Raw genomic sequence first — 18,748 nt, 5'->3', positions numbered from 1 at the left:
CGGGACGCCAAGAGCAAACCTGAGACGGTGCCGCGGCGGAGTGCGCTGGCTCAGGTTGGGACGCCAAGCAATCCGAGAGGGGGTGCGCTGGCTCAGGTTGGGACGCCAAGCAATCCGAGACGGGGTGCGGTGGCTCAGGTTGGGATGCCGAGTAACCCGAGACGGTGCCGCGGTGGAGTGCGCTGGTTGAGGTTGGGGCCCCAAGAGCAAGCCTGAGACGGCGCCGCATACGGGGTGCGCGGGCCGTGGTCGGGGCGGAGGGGGAGAGCCCGGAGCGCCGGTGCAGTAGGGGATGGCGGGGCCGCAGGGGTGGGGCCGTGCCGGGAGTGTGTGCGGTTTGCTACCGAGGGTGGTTTTTGGGTATATGTCGGAAAGGAGAAGTGACGGAACGTACGCGCTTGGTTTCGCGAAGTGGGGTGAAGGTCGTACCCTCCCATAGTGACCTAATGGGGGTTCTGTTACCGATGACTGGCCCAACCGACACCCGCGACACCGGACCACGCGTCGGCACGCCGCTGTGGGCGTTCCTCGCGGGCATAACCGCGATCGGCTTCACCGCGCTCGTGGTGGCCATGCTCAGGCTGGACGCCACCGGGCTGCTGGAACTGGCCCGCACGTCGTTGTTCTGGATGCTGGCGGTGCTGGTGATGCTGGGTGAGCTGAGGCCCGTGATGGTGTCCTCCGCCACCACCGTGGGCGGCACGTATCCGTCCACCATGTTCACCTTCGCCGTGCTCCTGCACTTCGGGCTGCCCGTCGCGGTGCTGATGCAGGCCGTCGCCGTGACCATGAACGGGGTGGTGACGCGCAAGTCGTGGCATCGGGTCATGTTCAACGTCGCTCAATCGACTCTCGCGCTCACCGCGGCGGCCGTGGTGCTGGGGTTGTTCGGCATCGTGCCGAGCCCTGCCGTGCCCTGGGTGCCGGGTGGCGGCGACCTGCCGGCGATCGCGCTGGCCGGGGTCGCGTACTTCGCCACGAGGGCCACCCTCGTGTGCGGCGCGGTCGCGCTGCACGAGCGGCGCTCGATCACGCGGGTGCTCAAGGTCACGGTCGGCCCGCAGGCCCTCGTGTACGCCGGGCTGCTCGGCCTGGCGCCCCTGGTCGTCGTGGTCATGGAGCACTCGCCCGGACTGGTGCCCCTGTTCGTCGCCCCCCTCACCGCCGTCTACTTCACCGCCACGCTCTCCATGCGCCGCGACCACCAGGCCCTGCACGACGAGCTGACCGGCCTGCCCAACCGCAAGATGCTCATCGTCAGCACGGAGGAGGCCCTGGCCGAGGCCAGGCAGGACGAGCGGGTCGGTCTGTTCCTGCTCGACCTCGACCGGTTCAAGGAGGTCAACGACACGATGGGGCATCCGGTGGGCGACCGGTTGCTGCAGATGGTCGCGCACAGGCTCATCCATTCGGTACGGCCGGGCGACGTCGTGGCGAGGCTGGGCGGCGACGAGTTCGCCGTGCTGCTGCCCTCGATCAGGGACGCCCACGCGGCCAGGGAGGTCGCGGCGCGGCTGCGCGCGGCGCTGACCGAGCCGGTCCGGTTGGAGGGCATGACCTTCGACGTGGACGGCTCTGTCGGGATCGCGCTCTACCCGGACCACGCCCCCGATTTCGAGCTGCTCCTGCAGCGGGCCGATGTGGCCATGTACTTGGCGAAAGAGGGACGTACCGGCGTAGAGCTCTACCAGCCCGACAAAGACCGTAACTCTCCCGAACGCCTCAACCTCCTCGGCGACCTGCGCCGCGCCATCGACAACCGCGAGCTCCGCCTGCACTACCAGCCCAAGGTCAGCCTCGAGACCGGCGCCGTCCAGGGGGTCGAGGCCCTGCTGCGCTGGCATCACCCGGTGCACGGGCCGATCCCGCCGTCGGAGTTCGTCCCGCTGGCCGAGCAGTCGTACCTGATGAGGCCGCTCACGGCGTACGTCATCGAGGCGGCGCTCGAGCAGGGCGCCCGCTGGTGGCACGCGGGGATGCGGGTGCCGATCTCCGTCAACATCTCGGCCCGCGACCTGCTCGACTCGGCCCTGCCGGAGCGGCTGGAGGAGGGCCTGGCCGGCTACGGGCTGCCGCCCGGGGCCATCCAGCTGGAGGTGACCGAGCGCATCCTGACGGGCGACCAGGCGTACACCCAGGAGACGATCAAGGCCCTGGCCACGCTGGGCGTGCCGTTGGCGCTCGACGACTTCGGCACCGGCTACTCCTCGCTCATCAGGCTCCAGCGCCTGGCGGTCTCCGAAGTCAAGATCGACGCCTCGTTCGTACGCCGGATCGCCGAGTCGGAGGACGACGACCGGATCGTCCGCTCGATCGTGGACCTGGTCCGCTCGCTCGGCCTGCGCTCGGTCGCGGAGGGAGTGGAGTCGGACGAGGTGGCGATGAGGCTGGCGGAGATGGGGTGCGACATGGGGCAGGGGTGGCTGTTCGGCCGGTCCATGCCTGCCGCCGACGCCACGGTCTGGCTCAGGGAGCACGCGGGCGCGGGGCCCGGGATCGAGTACAGCTACCGGCCCGAGGTGAGCCGCTCAGCCTGACCCACGTCCAGCTGCCCGGCGGACGCGGTGAGGGCCCCCAGCGGCATGGTCACGGCGATGAGCGCCACCATGGGCCGGACCTTCCAGCGGAGGAATCCCCCCGTCCGGCAGCGAATGGGTGGAGGGCATCGTTCGTTGCGGGGCGGTTAATGGTTCGGGCGTGCTACGTCAAGCCCCCTAGGATGGCAGTGTCCAAAGACTCCATCCACGAAACGGGTTAACCGACTCATGTCCGCCATAACCCGCGACGAGGTCGCACACCTGGCCCGGTTGTCCAGGCTGGCGCTCACCGACGACGAGCTCGACCACTACGCCACCCAGCTCGATGCCATCATCGAGGCGGTCGCGAAGGTGGCAGAGGTCGCCGCCGAGGATGTGCCGCCTTCGTCGCACGCGCTTCCGCTGACCAATGTCTTCCGTGCCGACGAGGTGCGACAGTCCCTGACGCCCGACCAGGCGCTCTCCGGCGCGCCCGCCGTCGAGGACGACCGATTCCGGGTGCCGCGCATCCTCGGGGAGGAGGCATGAGCGAGCGCAGCGAGCGAACAATCAAACACAGCCTTGTCAGGCTCATGCGCCCGACGAAGGAGGGCTCATGAGCCTGATTCGCAAGACCGCCGCCGAGCTGGGATCGATGATCGCCGGCGGCGAGGTGTCGGCCGTCGAGGTGGCCGAGGCGCATCTCGACCGCATGGCCGAGGTGGAGCCCAAGATCCAGGCGTTCCTCCATGTCGATCGCGAGACGACGCTGGAGCAGGCGCGGGCCGTCGACGCCAGGCTACGGGCGGGCGAGAAGCTCGGGCCGCTGGCCGGCGTGCCGATCGCGCACAAGGACATCTTCACCACGCGCGACATGCCGACGACGGCCGCGTCCAAGATCCTCGAGGGGTGGCGCCCGCCGTACGACGCGACCGTCACCGCGCGGCTGCGCGAGGCCGGGCTGGTCTTCCTCGGCAAGACGAACCTGGACGAGTTCGCCATGGGCTCCTCCACGGAAAACTCGGCGTACCAGCTCACCCGCAACCCGTGGGACCTGTCCAAGGTGCCGGGCGGCTCGTCGGGCGGCTCGAGCGCCGCCGTGGCCGCGTACGAGGCGCCGCTGTCCACGGGCACCGACACCGGCGGCTCGATCCGGCAGCCGGCCTCGGTGACCGGGATCGTGGGCATGAAGCCGACTTATGGTGGCTCGTCCCGTTACGGCATCATCGCGTTCGCGAGCTCGCTCGACACGCCGGGGCCGTTCGCGCGTAACGTGCTCGACGCGGCGCTGCTGCACGAGGCGTTCTCCGGGCACGACCCGATGGACTCGACCTCGATCGACGCGCCCGTGCCGAGCGTGGTCGAGGCCGCGAAGAACCCCGACATCGCCGGCATGCGGATCGGTGTCGTCAAGGAGTTCGCCGGCGAGGGCTACCAGGCCGGCGTGCTGGCCCGCTACCACGAGGCCATCCAGCTCCTCGAGTCGCTGGGGGCCAAGGTCGTCGAGGTCTCCTGCCCGTCGTTCACCACCGCGCTGCCCGCGTACTACCTGATCGCGCCGTCGGAGTGCTCGTCCAACCTGGCGCGCTTCGACGCCATGCGCTACGGCCTGCGCGTCGGCGACGACGGCACCCGCAGCGCCGAGGAGGTCATGGCGCTGACCAGGGCCGCCGGGTTCGGTCCCGAGGTCAAGCGGCGCATCATGCTCGGCACGTACGCGCTGTCGAGCGGCTACTACGACGCCTACTACGGCCAGGCGCAGAAGGTGCGCACGGTCATCGCCCGCGAGTTCGAGGCCGCCTACCAGCAGGTGGACGTGCTGGTGTCGCCGACCACGCCGACCACGGCGTTCGCGATCGGCGAGCGTGCCGACGACCCGATCGCGATGTACCTCGCCGACCTGTGCACCATCCCGTCCAACCTGGCCGGCAACGCGGCCATGTCGGTGCCGGTCGGCCTGGCCGACGAGGACAACCTGCCGGTCGGCCTGCAGATCATGGCGCCGGTCCTGGCCGACGACCGCTGCTACCGCGTCGGCGCCGCCGTCGAGAAGGCCCTGGAGAGCCGCTGGGGCGGCCCGCTGCTGAAGGAGGCCCCGTCGCTATGACCATGGTCTATGACGAAGCGCTTGACCGGTTCGAGCCGGTGCTCGGCCTGGAGACGCACGTCGAGCTGGGCACCAAGTCGAAGATGTTCTGCGGCTGCAAGACGACCTTCGGCGCCCCGCCCAACACGCAGGTCTGCCCGACCTGCCTGGCGTTCCCCGGGTCGCTGCCCGTGGCCAACGCCCAGGCCATCGAGTCGACCATCCGCATCGGCCTCGCGCTGAACTGCTCGATCGCCGAGTGGTGCCGCTTCGCCCGGAAGAACTACTTCTATCCGGACATGCCGAAGAACTACCAGATCTCGCAGTACGACGAGCCGCTCTGCGTCGACGGCTACGTCGACGTCGAGGTCGAGGGCAAGACCGTGCGGATCGAGATCGAGCGGGTGCACCTGGAGGAGGACACCGGCAAGTCCACCCACGTGGGCGGCGCGACCGGGCGCATCCAGGGGGCCGACTACTCGATCGTCGACTACAACCGCGCGGGCATCCCGCTGGTCGAGATCGTGACCAAGCCCATCCCCGGCACCGACCGGCTCGCGCCCGAGGTGGCCAAGGCATACGTCACCGAGCTGCGGGAGATCATGCGCTCGCTCGGCGTTTCCGACGTGCGCATGGAGGAGGGCTCGCTGCGCTGCGACGTCAACGTGTCGCTCATGCCTCGGGGCTCGACCGAGTGGGGCACCCGTACGGAGACCAAGAACGTCAACTCCCTGCGCAGCGTCGAGCGGGCCGTCCGGAGCGAGATCGAGCGGCAGGCCGGCATCCTGGCCGAGGGCGGGAAGATCATTCAGGAGACCCGCCACTTCCACGAGGACACCGGCACCACCACGTCGGGCAGGTCCAAGGAGGAGGCGCAGGACTACCGCTACTTCCCCGAGCCCGACCTGGTGCCGATCGCGCCCGACCCGGCGTGGGTGGCCGAGCTGAAGGCCGCGCTGCCCGAGCTGCCGTCGGTCAAGCGCCAGCGGCTGCAGGCCGAGTGGGGGCTGTCCGACCTCGACATGCAGGCCATGTACAACGCCGACGCCATCGACCTGGTCGAGGCCACGGTCGCGGCGGGCGCCCCGGCGGCGGACGCGCGCAAGTGGTGGATGGGCGAGCTGGCCAGGCGCGCGAACGAGACCGCCACCACGCTGGCCGACCTGCCCATCACCCCGGCCCAGATCGCCAGGGTGACCCAGCTGGTGGCCTCGGGCGCGCTCAACGACAAGCTGGCGCGCGAGGTGCTCGAAGGCGTGCTGGCCGGCGAGGGCACGCCTGACGAGGTGGTCGAGAAGCGCGGGCTGCAGATCGTCAGCGACGAGGGCGAGCTGCTCGCGATCATCGACCAGGTCCTGGCCGACAACGCCGACGCGGCCGAGAAGGTCAGGTCCGGCAAGATCGCTGCGGCTGGCGCCCTGGTGGGCGGTGTCATGAGGGCCAGCAAGGGCAAGGCCGACGCGGCCCGCGCCCGCCAGCTGATCCTGGAGAAGCTGGGCGTCGCCGAGTAGCCGCTGTCGTCCGAAGGCCCCGCCGCTATGTGGCGGGGCCTTCAGTGCTCGGACCCCGGTTACCGGCGCCGGGCCGACAGTTTCCTGAACAGCGGCGCGAGCAGGGCCAGGACGGCCAGGACCAGCAGCGCCACCGCCACGGGGCTGTGCACCAGCACCGTCACGTCGCCCGCCCCGATGGCCAGCGCCCTGCGGAGCTGGATCTCCGCCATCGGCCCCAGGATCATGCCGATCACCGCGGGCGCGACCGGCAGGCCGAAGCGGCGCATGGCATAGCCCAGCAGGCCGAGGACGTACAGGACGACGAGGTCGACCACGGTGCCGTTCAGGGCGTAGACGCCGAGGGCGGCGAACAGAACGATCCCGGCGTACAGGTACGGGCGGGGGATGCGCAGGACGCGGGCCCACAGGGGCGCCAGGGGCAGGTTCAGCACCAGCAGCATCGTGTTGCCGATGAACAGTGACGCGATCATGCCCCACACCAGCGCCGGGTTGTGGTCGAACAGCTGCGGGCCCGGCTGGAGCCCGTACTGCTGGAAGGCGGCGAGCAGGATCGCGGCGGTCGCCGACGTGGGCAGGCCCAGCGTGAGCAGCGGGACCAGGGTGCCCGCCGCCGAGGCGTTGTTGGCCGCCTCGGGCCCGGCCACACCTTCGATGGCCCCCTTGCCGAACTCCTCCCGGGCTACCCCGCGCGCCAGCCGCCTCTCGGCCGCGTACGACAGGAACGTGGGGATCTCCGCCCCGCCCCCGGGCAGCGCGCCGAACGGGAAGCCCAGCGCGGTGCCGCGCAGCCACGGCAGCCACGAGCGCCGCCAGTCGGTCCGCCCCATCCAGGCGCGGCCGACCGGCACCACCTCGGGCGTCGCGTGACGCAGCCGCGAGGCCACGTAAAGGGCCTCGCCGAGCGCGAAGAGGCCCACCGCGACGATCACCACGTCGATGCCGTCGAGCAACTGCGGGATGCCCAGCGTGAGCCGCGCCTGCCCGGTCTGCTGGTCGATCCCGATGAGCCCGATCACCAGCCCGAGGCCCAGGGAGGCCAGGCCGCGCACGACCGAGCGGGACAGCACGGACGACACGGCGGTGAAGGCCAGGATCGCCAGCGCGAAGTAGTCCTCGGGACCGAACGAGATCGCGAAGCTCACCACCGCCGGCGCGGCCACGACCAGGAGCGCCGTGGCGATCGTCCCGGCCACGAACGACCCGATGGCCGCCGTGGCCAGCGCCTGTGCCGCCCGCCCACGCCGGGCCATCTTGTTGCCCTCCAGCGCCGTGATCATCGACGAGGACTCGCCGGGCGTGTTGAGCAGGATGGAGGTGGTCGAGCCGCCGTACATGCCGCCGTAGTAGATGCCCGCGAACATGATGAACGCGCTGGCAGGCGGCACCGTGAACGTGATCGGCAGCAGCAGCGCCACGGTCATCGCGGGCCCGATGCCGGGCAGCACGCCGACCAGGGTGCCGAGCGTGACGCCGACGAGTGCGTACAGGAGGTTGACGGGGGTGAGCGCGGCGGCGAAGCCGTCGATCAGGAGCTGCAGCGACTCCACCTAGATCACCCCCGCCAGCGGCCCGCCCGGCAGCGTCACGCCGAGGCCCTTGACGAACAGCAGGTACGTGGCGAGCCCCACGACCACCGATACCACGGCCGCGCGCAGCTTGTGCTCGGCGCCCAGCGCCACCGACAGGCCGAAGAACAGCAGGCTCGCGCCGATGATCCAGCCGAGCACGTTCAGGAGCGCCGCGAACGCCAGGAAGATGCCGCTGACCAGCGCGACGCTCCGCCAGTCGGCGGGCGCGTCCACGTCCACGTCCTCGCTCTCCTCGGGATCGCCGTGGCCGCCGCGGATGACGTCGACCACGTAGAACAGGCCGATGAGCACCATGGCCCCGCCCACCAGCATGGGGAAGAAACGCGGCCCGATGCCGAGCTGGGAGGCCGCGGCGGAGACGTCCAGCGTGCCGATCACGACGAACACGCCCAACGCCAGGACCACGATCGCCAGCCCGAGCTCGGGCCGCCACCAGCGAGCCATCAGGACACGAGCCCCATCTCGGCGATGATGCCCTTGACCCGGGTCTGCTCGGCGTTGAGGAAGTCGGCGAACTGCTGCCCCGTCTGGAAGGAGTCGATCCAGCCGTTCTTGGCCACCGCGTCCTTCCACGGCTGCGCGTCGTGCATCTTGGTGACCAGGTCGGTCAGCGCCTTCTTGTCGGCATCGGAGAGCCCGGCGGGGGCGACGAAGCCGCGCCAGTTGGCCAGCTCGACGTCCAGGCCGCCCTCCTTCAGCGTCGGCGCGTCCAGGCCGGAGATCCGCTGTGCGGAGGTCACGCCCAGGGCGCGCAGCTTGCCCGACTTCACGTGCTCGGCGAACTCGGCCACGCCCGAGATGCCCGCGCTGACCTTGTTGCCGAGCAGCTCGTTGAGCGCCTCGCCGCCGCCCGAGTGGGCGATGTAGTTGACCTGCTTGGGGTCCACGCCCGCGGCCTTGGCCATCAGGCCGGCCACGATGTGGTCGGTGCCGCCCGCGGAGCCGCCCGAGATCGACACCTTCTTCGGGTCGGCCTTCCAGGCCGCCACCATGTCGGCCAGCGTCTTGTACGGGGACTCGGCCGGGACCACGACGATCTCGTACTCCTCGGTCAGTTTGGCGATGGGCGTGGTCTCGGCCAGCGTGACCTTGGACTTGTTCTGCTCGATGGCGCCCACCATGACCAGGCCCATGGTCATCAGCAGGTTGCCGTTGCCCTTCTCGCCCGCGAGCTGGGCCAGGCCGATCGTGCCGCCGGCGCCGGGCACGTTGTACACCTCGACCTTGCGCTTGGAATCGGCGGCCTTGATCGCCTGCTCCGCGATGCGGGAGGTCTGGTCCCAGCCGCCGCCGGGCGAGGCCGGAGCCATGATCCGCAACGAGCCGCCGGCGGAGGTGCCGGTGCCGGATTCGCCGCAGCCGGTCAGCGCGGCGAGGGAGAGTGCCGCGAGGGCGGCGAATACGCGCAAGCGCATGATCACTCCAGGGGGTGTTTTCACGTTTGTAAAACTGGGATCGTGAAGCCCCTTCTCGCCCGCGTCGAGGCTTTGCACGCTTGCCGTCATAGTGGTCGTATTGGTCGCAACCTGGCCGTGACCTGCGTTTGTTTCCATGTGCAACGTGAGACGCGTCCGTGACGCCTCCCTCGGGACCCAGCTGTTCGTGCTCCAGATGGTGATCGTGATCCTCGCCGTCGGGGGCACTGCAGGCGTGTGGGCCGAGCACACGCGCGACCAGCTCGACGCGCTGCACCAGCAGCGCGCGCTGGCCATCGCGCAGTCCGTGGCCGGGCTCCCGCAGGTCAGAGAAGCGTTCAAGCTGAGGAATCCGGAGACTGTCCTGCAGCCGCTGGCGATGAGCGTGCAGCACGAGACCGGCGCCGACTACGTCGTGATCGCCAACAACGAGCAGAAGCGCTACGCCCATCCCAACACCCTGCTGATCGGCAAGCAGTTGTCCACCGACGGCACCACCGTCCTGCGGACGGGCAGGAGCTGGGTCGGCACCGAGACCGGCACGATCGGCACCACGGTCAGGGGCAAGACCCCGATCCGCGACGAATACGGCAACGTGATCGGCCTGGTCTCGGTCGGCGTGCTGGAGACCACGGTCGTCGGCCAGCTCGGCGCCGCGCTGCCGCCGCTGATCTGGACGGCGCTGGCCGTGCTGCTCGCCGGGCTGGCGCTGGCCGCGGTGATCACCGCGCGGGTGCGCAGGCAGACGTTCGGGCTGGAGCCGCGCGAGATCGCCGCGCTGCTGGAGCAGCGCGAGGGCGTGCTGCACGGCGTCAAGGAGGGCGTGCTCGCGCTCGACCTCAACGGGCGCGTCACGCTGGTCAACGACGCCGCCCGCGAGCTGCTCGGCGACGTCGGTGAGGATCTGACCCAGATGCCCGTCTCCGAGCGCATGCGCGACGTGCTCGGAGGCGCCGACCCGGGCGAGGACCGCGTCGTGCTGCACGGCGAGCGCGTGCTGGTGCTCAACCGCACCCCCGTGTCGGTACGCGGCCAGCACCGCGGCTGGGTGATCACCCTGCGCGACCGCACCGAGCTGACCCGTCTGGCCCGCGAGCTCCACGACACCAGCAGCGCGACCGAGGCGCTACGGGCCCAGGCGCACGAGTTCGCCAACCGCATGCACACCGTCGTCGGCCTGCTGGAGCTGGGCGAGCACGAGGCGGCCATCGGCTTCATCACCCGGACCACCCGCGGCGCGTACGTCACCGACCTGCGTGAGCGCGTCCAGGAGCCCACCCTGGCCGCCCTGCTGCTGGCCAAGTCCGCCGAGGCCGCCGAGCGCGGCGCCCGGCTCGTGCTCTCGGAGGACTCCCACGTGCCCGAGGGCACGCTGGGCGACCCGCAGGACGCGGTCCTCGTGGTCGGTAACCTGGTGGCGAACGCCATCGACGCCCTCGACGGCGCCGAGGGCACGATCGAGGTGTCGGTGCAGGCCGACGCCGACGGGCTGCGCGTGCGGGTGGGCGACTCGGGGCCCGGCATCGCGCCCGACCTGGTGGAAGAGGTGTTCAGGGAGGGATTCACCACCAAGGCCGCCCGATCCGGCCCACGCGGGCTGGGGCTGGCGCTGACCCGGCAGGCATGCCTGCGCAGGGGAGGCTGGGTACGCGTGCGCAACTCGGGCGGCGCGGTCTTCACGGCCCTCCTACCCACGAAGGCCTCGTCATGAGCAACCTACGCGTCCTTGTCGTGGACGACGACTTCATGGTCGCCCGCATCCACAGCGGCTACGTGGCCCGGGTGCCGGGCTTCCAGGTCGTCTCCGTCGCGCACACCGGGGCCGACGCGCTCGCCGCGGTGGCCGAGCAGAGGCCCGATCTCGTGCTGCTCGACATCTACCTGCCCGACATGTCGGGGCTGGAGGTGCTCAAACAGCTCCACGACGTGGACGTCCTCATGGTCAGCGCCGCCCGCGACGTGCCCACGGTCAGGGAGGCCATGCGCGGCGGCGCCGTCAACTACCTCATCAAGCCGTTCACCGCCGCCGCCCTGACCGAACGCCTCCAGCAGTACGCCGACACCCGCAGGCGGCTGACCGCCATCGGCCACGAGGCCCGCCAGGACGACGTCGATCGGCTCTTCGGCACCCCCAAAACCGCCGCGCCCATGCCGAAAGGTTTGTCCGCGGCAACGTGCGCACTGGTCGCGGATACCCTGCGGGAGGCGGGTCGCGACCTGTCGGCGACCGAGACGGCCCAGCTCACGGGCCTGTCGCGGGTGAGCGTCCGCCGCTATCTGGAATACCTGTGCGCGGCGGGTCAGGCCGAGTTCCGGCCGCGTTACGGGACGGCCGGTCGACCAGAACATCGCTACCGGTGGCTAGGTTGACACACTTCCGTAGCCATTTCCCGTGACATATGCGGATCCTCGTGCCTTACTGTTGCCTGAGACTTGGCTGCGGACCGGGAGGAGATTGAGGCGTGCGTAACGCCGGACCGATCGAATCACCGACCGACCCGTTCGCCTCGGTGCCGTTACCGACGTCGGGCGTCTCCAAGAAGCCGCGGATCGAAGGCCTGCCCCCGGGCGTCTCCCGGGACATCTTCGGCCCGCCGGACAGGCAAGAGCCCCGACCGGCCCAAGGCCCGAGCGCCCCGGGCGGTCCTCCGGGCGGCGCGCTGCCCCCTGTGGCGCCGCCGGCGCAGCCGTGGCCGATGAACGACAAACAGCCGTCGGGCCCGCCCGCCCCCGTGTTCGGCACGGCCGGGCCCGCTGAGCGCCCGCCCGCGTACGAGCCCGAGCCGCCCAGGCGGCGCCGCCTCCTGCCCGGCCTGCTGGCGTTCGTGGTGATCCTGGCTGCGCTGGCGTACGTCGTGCCCGCCGTGCTCATGTCGGGCTCCGTGCTGCGCGGCACCCACGTCGCGGGCGTCGACATCGGCGGGCTGACCGTCACCCAGGCGGCCGACAAGCTCCGCACCGAGCTCGCCACCAAGCTGAGCGAGCCGGTCGTGGTCGACACGGCCGGCAAGAAGGACACCATCCAGCCCGACGAGGCAGGGCTGGAGCTGGACGTGGTGGGCACGATCGGGCAGGCGCCCAGCGGGTTTCCCAGCCCGCAGGAGGTGTGGCGGGGGCTGACCGGCAGGACCGAGCTCCAGCCGAAGGTGAACCTCGACTCCTCCCAGCTCACCAGGACCGTCGAGGGCCTGGCGGAGGCCGCCGACAAGAAGGCGCGCGAGGGCCGGGTGTTCTTCTCCGGGCTGCAGCCGAAGAGCCGCCAGCCCGAGGACGGCGTGCTGCTCGACCGGGACGACGCCGTACGCAGGATCGGTGACGCCTTCCTGAAGGGGGGCGGCAACGTCGTGCTCACACTGAGACCGGCCAAGTCCGTCACCACTCCGCAGGCCGTCGAGACGGCCCTGGCCAAGGCGACGAAGGCGGTCTCCGCGCCCATCACGCTGACCCTCGACGGCAAGCAGGCGCAGATCCCCCCGGCCATGATCGCGGCCAACCTGACCTTCAACTCCGACGGCTCCGGCGGGCTCGCGCCCGCGTTCAACGCCAAGGCGGTGCTCGCCTCCGTGGAGAGCAGCCTGGTGGACGCCGCCCAGCAGCCGCGCGACGCCACGTACGACATCGTGAACGACAAGCCGGTGCTGGTGCCCGCGCGCACGGGGCGGGGCGTGAACGACAAGCTGCTGGCCAGGGACGCCGAGAAGGTGTTCGACCAGGGTGGCAGCCGCATCATTCCCGTCCGGCTGGGCGCCGTCGCCCCCACTGTCACGACCGCTCAGGTACGCGGCCTCGGCATCAAGGAGGTCGTGGGCACGTTCAACACGACGTTCGACTGCTGTCAGGCGCGGGTGAAGAACATCCAGCGGATGGCGCAGGAGCTCGACGGGCACCTGGTCAAGCCGGGGGAAACGTTCTCGATCAACGAGGTCGTGGGGGAGCGCACCCTCGAGGACGGGTACGTCGAGGCGGGGCAGATCGTCGGCGGACGGACGGTGGCCATCGTGGGCGGCGGCGTGTCACAGTTCGCCACGGCCATGTACAACGCGGCGTTCTTCGGCGGGTTCGATCTCGTCGAGCACCGCCCGATGGACTACTTCTCGCCCCGCTACCCGGCCGGGCGTGACGTCACGCTGCTGTATCCGGACACGGACCTGAAGTGGCGCAACGACTCCGAGTACGGGGTGCTGATCAAGACGGCCTTCACGGACACGTCGGCGTCGGTCACGTTGTGGAGCACCGAGCGGTACGACGAGGTGGAGGCGGTGGAGTCGGACAGGCGGGACTTCGTGCCGTTCCGGAGCGAGAGCAGCTCCGCGGCCGACTGCGTGCCCACGACGGGACAGCAGGGGTTCACGATCGACGTCACGCGCGTGTTCCACAACGACGGCAAGGTCGTCAAGAAGGACAAGAAGGTGACCATCAAGTACCGGGCCCAGCCCCAGACGACCTGCACGGCGACCAACTGAGGTCCGGCCCCACCGCCCCACGGTCCTTCACAGCGACGCGCGCCCCGCTCGGGGCGCGCGGCCCGATGGCCCGGAGGACGCCTGCTGAGCGGTGAGGTGCGCCGCTCAGGCCTGACGCAGCGGCGTGTGGTGGGGGGTGGGAAGGACGCGCGCGCCCGGTCATGAGGGCGTGATCGAGAGGATGCGGTCGTCGCCAGGACGCGGGGAGCCGCGGCCGTCCTTGTTGCTGGTCCCGACCCACAGCGTGCCGTCAGGGGCGGACGTGACGGCGCGGAGGCGGCCGTAGCGGCCGGTGAAGTGGGCGACCGGCTTGCCCGCCGACCCGTCCGGCTTCAGCGGGACCTGCCACAGGCGCTCGCCCCGCAGCGCGCCCACCCACAACGAGCCCTTCGCGTACGCCATCCCCGACGGAGACGCCTGATCGGTGGACCACGTGACGATGGGGTTCACGAAGCGGGGATCGTCGCCCTTCCCCTCGACCTCCGGCCACCCGTAGTTGCCTCCCGCCTTGATGAGGTTCACCTCGTCGTAGGTGTTCTGGCCGAACTCCGTGGCGTACAGCCGCCCGGACGGGTCCCAGGCCAGCCCCTGGACGTTGCGGTGCCCGTAGCTGTAGACGAGCGTGCCGAACGGGTTGCCGGGGGCGGGGGCCCCCTCCACGGTCATGCGCAGGATCTTGCCGGCGAGCGAGTCACGCCGCTGGGCGAGCCCGCCCTCCCCGGTCTCCCCCGTGGTGGCGTACAGATAGCCGTCAGGCCCGAACGCCAGCCGCCCACCGTTGTGGATCCCGCCCTTGGGGATGCCCTGCACGAGGACCTTCTCATCGCTGAGGCGGTCGCCGGAGAGCCGGTAGCGGACGACCCGGTTGTCCTGTTCCGCGCTGTAGTAGAGGAAAACCTGGTCGCCCTTGACGGCGACCCCCATCAGCCCGCCCTCGCCCTCGGGCCGCACCCCGGAGATCGTCCCCAGCGACGTCACCTTCCCGTCCGGGCGAACCCGCAGCAGCCGCGCCGAGTCCCGCTCGGTGACCAGCGCGTCGCCTCCAGAGAGGAACGCGATCGCCCACGGCACGGCCAGCCCTGTCACCACGTCCTTCGGCTGTCCGGGGCCGCCCAGGGCCGAGGCCGGCACGTCCCCGTCCTTCGCCAGGCCGCTGGAACAGGCCGTCAACGCGGCCATGAGCATGATCGTCCAGAATTTCCTCATGTGGTTCATACTTCCCCCCGGGCCGTAAGGTTCTCGGCATGAAGACCTGGGTTCCGTCCGATGCGGTGGCCGATGTTCTCTCCGACCTTCCTGGGGTTGAATGCGCCGTTTACGATGGCGCGTCCCCGATGCCGGAAGGGATCGAAGAGGTCGAGGTCTGGGTCCCGCCGCTCGTCACCGTGTCCGACGTGCCGGGGACGCTGGCCAGGATGAGCTCGTTGCGGCTGGTGCAGACCGTCAGCGCCGGCGTGGAGCCGTACCGGCCGCACATACCCGAGGGCGTGGTGCTGTGCAACGCGCGCGGCGTGCACGACGCGGGGACCGCCGAGTGGGCGGTCGGGGCGATGGTGGCGGTGCTGCGGGAGTTCCCCGGGTTCGTGGACGCGCAGCGCAGGGGCGAGTGGACCTACCACCACACCGACGTGCTGGCCGACTCCACCGTGCTCATCGTCGGCTACGGCTCCATCGGGGCCGCGCTCGAGAGGCGGCTCGACGGGTTCGAGGTGGAGGTCGTACGCGTGGCCAGGAGCGCCCGCGACGGCGTGCACGCCATGGAGAAGCTGCCCGCGCTGCTGCCGGAGGCGGACGTCGTGGTGCTGCTCGTGCCCGCCACCGCCGACACCGCGGGCATGGTGGACACGGCGTTCCTCGCCCGGATGAAGGACGGCGCCGTGCTCGTGAACGCCGCCAGGGGCGGGGTCGTCGACACGGACGCACTGATCGCGGAGCTCAAAACCGGTAGGCTACGCGCCGCGCTGGATGTGACCGCGCCCGAGCCGCTGCCCGAGGGCCACCCCCTTTGGAGCGCTCCGGGCGTACTGATCACCCCGCACATCGCGGGCAGCACTCCGGCGTCGGGGCGGCGCGTGCTACGGCTGATCCGTGCCCAGCTCCTGCGTTACCTCGCAGACGAGCCGCTGGTCAACGTCATAACGGACGCGTACTGAGAGGATCCCGGACCGTGGCTGGTCCGTGACCTTCGGTGCGTACCGTGGCGTTTGCAGGGAGTTCCTGACTCGCTGTCAAGGAGCTCTTGGCGGAAATTGGTCTGTGTGGTTATCAGATCGGTGACGACATCGGCGTTGTCACCACCCGCGCACCCACGACCGCACACACTGGCGAAGTGATCGACCGGGCTTCGGCGATCGCAGGTGCAGAGTTCGAGACGGGATGGGCAACGACTGTGATCCGCTGGCGTGATCCACGGGTGCCGCTGACCGCCGCGGCGGCGGCCGGCGCGGTGGCGTTCGCCGCTGCGCTCAGCGTAGGCGGTCAGGCCTTGCTCACCGGCGCGATCGCCGGCGGGCTGGCGGCGCTGATCGCCGCCTGCTCCCTGCTGGTCGCCTCGGTGAAGCCGGCAGCGGACCGGACCATGGCGCTGGGCGCCCGCTGGATGGGCGGCGGAGCTGTCATCTGGGCAGCCGGGGTGGCGCTGCGCCCGTTCGCGGAGAGCTTCCTGGTCAGTTTCGCTGACCTGTCCGTGCTGCTCGGCACCGTGGTCACGGCCGGTGGGGCGCTGATCGCCGCCGACCGCAAGTTCCCGGCCAGGATCGTTCTGCGGCATGTCACCGACTCCTACCTGTGCGCCGCCTCGATCTTCCTGATCGGCTGGGTCGTGGCACTGCGCCACGTCTACGATGACGCGGCCGATCCCGCGGCGTTCACCCTGGTGATGTTGCCGCCGATGATCGCCCTGCTGGTGACGTGCGCGGTGGTCCCGTCGGTGCTCACCAGCCGGGCCTCCTCCTGGCTGCTGGCCCTGGCCGGCTTCGGCGTGCTCGCCACCATGACCGTGGCCGGCCTGGCGGCCGGGGTGGCCAGGCTCGACGGCGGCGACCCGCAGGTCTGGAGCGTCATGCTGGCGCCCGTCGCGTTCCTGCTGCTCGCCGCCGTGCCCTGGGGCCCGCCCGCGCGCGAGCTGGACAGGTCCGCCGTCGGAAACGTCGTCGCGCTCGTGCCGCTGGCGCTGGTCGCCGTGGCCGCCTGCACGTGGCTCGCCCACCTGGCCGGCGAGCGCCCCGAACGGCCCGTGACCGGCGTCGTGGTGGTCGCGGTCTCCGTGGTGCTGCTCCTGCTGGTGCGCCTGTTCGTGGTCTCGGCGGCCAACATGCGCCTGCGCGGCCTGGTCAGGCTCGGCGAGCGGCAGCTCAGGGAGCTGGCCGAGAGCACCGGCGACGTGGTGTTCACCTGCGACTACGAGGGCGTGGTGCGCGAGATCGGCCCAGGGGTCGAGGTCACGTACGGCTACCGTCCCGACGAGGTGGTCGGCGGGTCGATCTTCGACTACATCCACCCGGAGGACGTCCCCGGCATCCAGGTCGCGCTGCGCGCCATGCACCTCGACGAGGACAACACCGCGCCGGGCGCCTGCCTGATCGCCTGCCGGGTGCGCGCGGCCGACGGCACCTGGCGGCCCACCGAGTCGGTCGCCACCCGCCAGGCCGGCGGCGAGGACCTGATGCTGGTGACGACCAGAGACGTCAGTGACCAGGAGGCGCTGCGCAACCAGGTCGCCCACCTGACCTTCCACGACGGCGTGACCGGGCTGCCCAACCGCGCCTACTTCGAGGAGCGCACCCGCGAGGTGCTCTCCGGGCGCACGTCGGGCCCGGGCGCGGCGAACGTCGCGGTCATCTTCCTGGACCTCGACGGGTTCACCTCGGTCAACGACTCGGTCGGGCACGCGAGCGGCGACTACCTCCTCGGCCAGGCCGCGCGCAGGCTGCGCGGCGCCGTGCGCGCCGATGACACGCTCGCCCGCTGGGGCGGCGACGAGTTCGCGGTGCTCGTGGAGACCGGCGGCGAGGCGCAGGTCGCGGTCGACCTGGCCGAGCGGCTCGTACGTGCGGTCTCGCAGGAGCCGTTCCGCGTCGCCGACCGCGACGTGGCGCTGACCGCCAGCGTGGGCGTGGCCTTCTCCGAGGACGACATGCCCGCCGGCGACCTGATGCGCAACGCGGATGTCGCGATGGCACGCGCCAAGGAGCTGGGCGGCCGCCGGGTCGAGGTGTTCGCCGCCCAGATGCACGCCGATGTGGTGCGCAGGCTGGAGCTGGCGGCCGACCTTCAGCGGGCGCTGATCGAGCAGCAGTTCGCGATCGAATACCAGCCGGTGGTCGATCTGGCCACGTCGCGGGTCACCGCGGTGGAGGCGCTGGTGCGCTGGTGGCGCGGGTCGGTGTTCGTGCCGCCGGAGCAGTTCCTCGGCCCTGCCGAGGACACCGGGCTGATCGTGCCGCTGGGCGAGTGGATCCTGCGCGAGGCGTGCCGCGAGGTGGCCGCCTGGCGGGCCTCGTCCTGGGACATCGGGCTGTCGCTCAACCTGTCGGCCCGCCAGATCACCGCGCCGCGGTTCGTCGAGACGGTCGAGGAGGCGCTGACCGAGAGCGGGCTGCCCGCCTCCGCGCTCACCCTCGAAGTGATCGAGGAGATGCTGGTCGAGGACGCCGAGGAGACGATCAAGCGGCTGTCCGAGCTGCGGGCGCTCGGGGTGCGGCTGGCCATCGACGACTTCGGCACGGGCTACGCGTCGCTGGCGTTCCTGCGGCAGCTCCCCGTCGACATGATCAAGATCGATCCGTCGTTCGTGTCGGGGCTGGGCAAGGACGACACGCTCACGCTGCTCACCCGTACGATCGTGCGGCTCGGCCACGACCTCGGCCTGATCGTGGTGGCCGAGGGCATCGAACGTCCTGAGCAGCTCGAACTGCTCAAGAGGATGGGGTGCACGAGGGGGCAGGGTTTCCTGGTGGCACGGCCGATGGCGGCGCGCGGGGTCGACTCGCTGATGCGTACGAGTCTCACTGTTTGAGACATGTGTCCACCAAGTTGACACCAGTGCGTTCCGAGCGGCTATGGTGTAAGCCATGCTTCGCAGTGAGATTCTCGTAGTACTTCGCCGGCGCGCAGGCCGATAGCGAAGCACGACGACCTGCGCGCCGCCCCAGACCCACCCCCCG

General features: G+C 70.7%; 13 protein-coding genes. 9 read left to right on the top strand and 4 right to left on the bottom strand.

The window, feature by feature from the left end; genetic code table 11:
* Positions 1 to 464: 464 nt before the first annotated feature.
* From ACQPWU_RS50820 to gatB, 4 genes are all read left to right on the top strand, one after another.
* Entirely contained in the window at positions 465 to 2,537 is a 2,073-nt protein-coding gene (locus tag ACQPWU_RS50820) for a putative bifunctional diguanylate cyclase/phosphodiesterase (RefSeq protein WP_433433771.1), read from the top strand.
* A 228-nt stretch (positions 2,538 to 2,765) separates the two neighbouring features.
* Positions 2,766 to 3,065 (top strand): Asp-tRNA(Asn)/Glu-tRNA(Gln) amidotransferase subunit GatC, encoded by a 300-nt coding sequence (gene gatC / locus ACQPWU_RS50815; RefSeq protein WP_344991736.1) that lies wholly within the window; start codon positions 2,766 to 2,768, stop codon positions 3,063 to 3,065.
* A 67-nt stretch (positions 3,066 to 3,132) separates the two neighbouring features.
* Entirely contained in the window at positions 3,133 to 4,623 is a 1,491-nt protein-coding gene (gatA, locus tag ACQPWU_RS50810) for an Asp-tRNA(Asn)/Glu-tRNA(Gln) amidotransferase subunit GatA (RefSeq protein WP_433433769.1), read from the top strand.
* A 2-nt stretch (positions 4,624 to 4,625) separates the two neighbouring features.
* Positions 4,626 to 6,113, top strand: a complete 1,488-nt coding sequence (gene gatB / locus ACQPWU_RS50805) for an Asp-tRNA(Asn)/Glu-tRNA(Gln) amidotransferase subunit GatB (RefSeq protein WP_433445509.1) — start codon at positions 4,626 to 4,628, stop codon at positions 6,111 to 6,113.
* Positions 6,114 to 6,172: 59 nt separating this feature from the next.
* Here gatB and ACQPWU_RS50800 read toward each other — a convergent pair whose 3' ends face one another.
* From ACQPWU_RS50800 to ACQPWU_RS50790, 3 genes are read right to left on the bottom strand one after another with little or no spacing between them, the layout of a single operon-like run.
* Positions 6,173 to 7,663, bottom strand: coding sequence for a tripartite tricarboxylate transporter permease (locus ACQPWU_RS50800; protein ID WP_433433767.1), 1,491 nt, complete (start codon positions 7,661 to 7,663; stop codon positions 6,173 to 6,175).
* Positions 7,664 to 8,149 (bottom strand): tripartite tricarboxylate transporter TctB family protein, encoded by a 486-nt coding sequence (locus tag ACQPWU_RS50795; protein WP_433433765.1) that lies wholly within the window; start codon positions 8,147 to 8,149, stop codon positions 7,664 to 7,666.
* A complete protein-coding gene (locus ACQPWU_RS50790; protein ID WP_360707333.1) occupies positions 8,149 to 9,120 on the bottom strand; it encodes a tripartite tricarboxylate transporter substrate binding protein in 972 nt (323 codons plus the stop codon). The genes ACQPWU_RS50795 and ACQPWU_RS50790 overlap by 1 nt, the downstream gene beginning before the upstream one ends.
* Positions 9,121 to 9,256: 136 nt before the next feature.
* On the opposite strand from ACQPWU_RS50790, the gene ACQPWU_RS50785 reads away from it, so the two are divergent.
* From ACQPWU_RS50785 to ACQPWU_RS50775, 3 genes are all read left to right on the top strand, one after another.
* Positions 9,257 to 10,831: an ATP-binding protein gene (locus tag ACQPWU_RS50785; protein ID WP_433433763.1), complete on the top strand. Its 1,575-nt coding sequence runs from the start codon at positions 9,257 to 9,259 to the stop codon at positions 10,829 to 10,831.
* Complete coding sequence (locus tag ACQPWU_RS50780; protein ID WP_433433762.1) at positions 10,828 to 11,490, top strand: response regulator; 663 nt, start codon at positions 10,828 to 10,830, stop codon at positions 11,488 to 11,490. Before ACQPWU_RS50785 ends, ACQPWU_RS50780 begins: the two co-directional genes overlap by 4 nt.
* 92 nt (positions 11,491 to 11,582) lie before the next feature.
* A complete protein-coding gene (locus ACQPWU_RS50775; protein WP_433433760.1) occupies positions 11,583 to 13,583 on the top strand; it encodes a VanW family protein in 2,001 nt (666 codons plus the stop codon).
* A gap of 159 nt (positions 13,584 to 13,742) precedes the next feature.
* Here the strand turns inward: ACQPWU_RS50775 and ACQPWU_RS50770 are convergent, their stop codons facing one another.
* Positions 13,743 to 14,789 (bottom strand): PQQ-dependent sugar dehydrogenase, encoded by a 1,047-nt coding sequence (locus tag ACQPWU_RS50770; protein WP_433433758.1) that lies wholly within the window; start codon positions 14,787 to 14,789, stop codon positions 13,743 to 13,745.
* Between the two features lie 128 nt (positions 14,790 to 14,917).
* On the opposite strand from ACQPWU_RS50770, the gene ACQPWU_RS50765 reads away from it, so the two are divergent.
* On the top strand, positions 14,918 to 15,736 hold the full coding sequence (locus ACQPWU_RS50765) for a 2-hydroxyacid dehydrogenase (protein ID WP_433433756.1): 819 nt from the start codon (positions 14,918 to 14,920) through the stop codon (positions 15,734 to 15,736).
* 176 nt (positions 15,737 to 15,912) lie between these two features.
* On the top strand, positions 15,913 to 18,600 hold the full coding sequence (locus ACQPWU_RS50760) for a putative bifunctional diguanylate cyclase/phosphodiesterase (protein WP_433433754.1): 2,688 nt from the start codon (positions 15,913 to 15,915) through the stop codon (positions 18,598 to 18,600).
* Positions 18,601 to 18,748: the final 148 nt, after the last annotated feature.

Origin of the sequence: Nonomuraea sp. CA-141351, from assembly GCF_050944675.1 — a bacterium.
Classification (GTDB): Bacteria; Actinomycetota; Actinomycetes; order Streptosporangiales; family Streptosporangiaceae; genus Nonomuraea.
The sequence above is the reverse complement of the archived record's forward strand: the minus strand, read 5'-3'. Positions and strand labels throughout refer to the sequence as shown.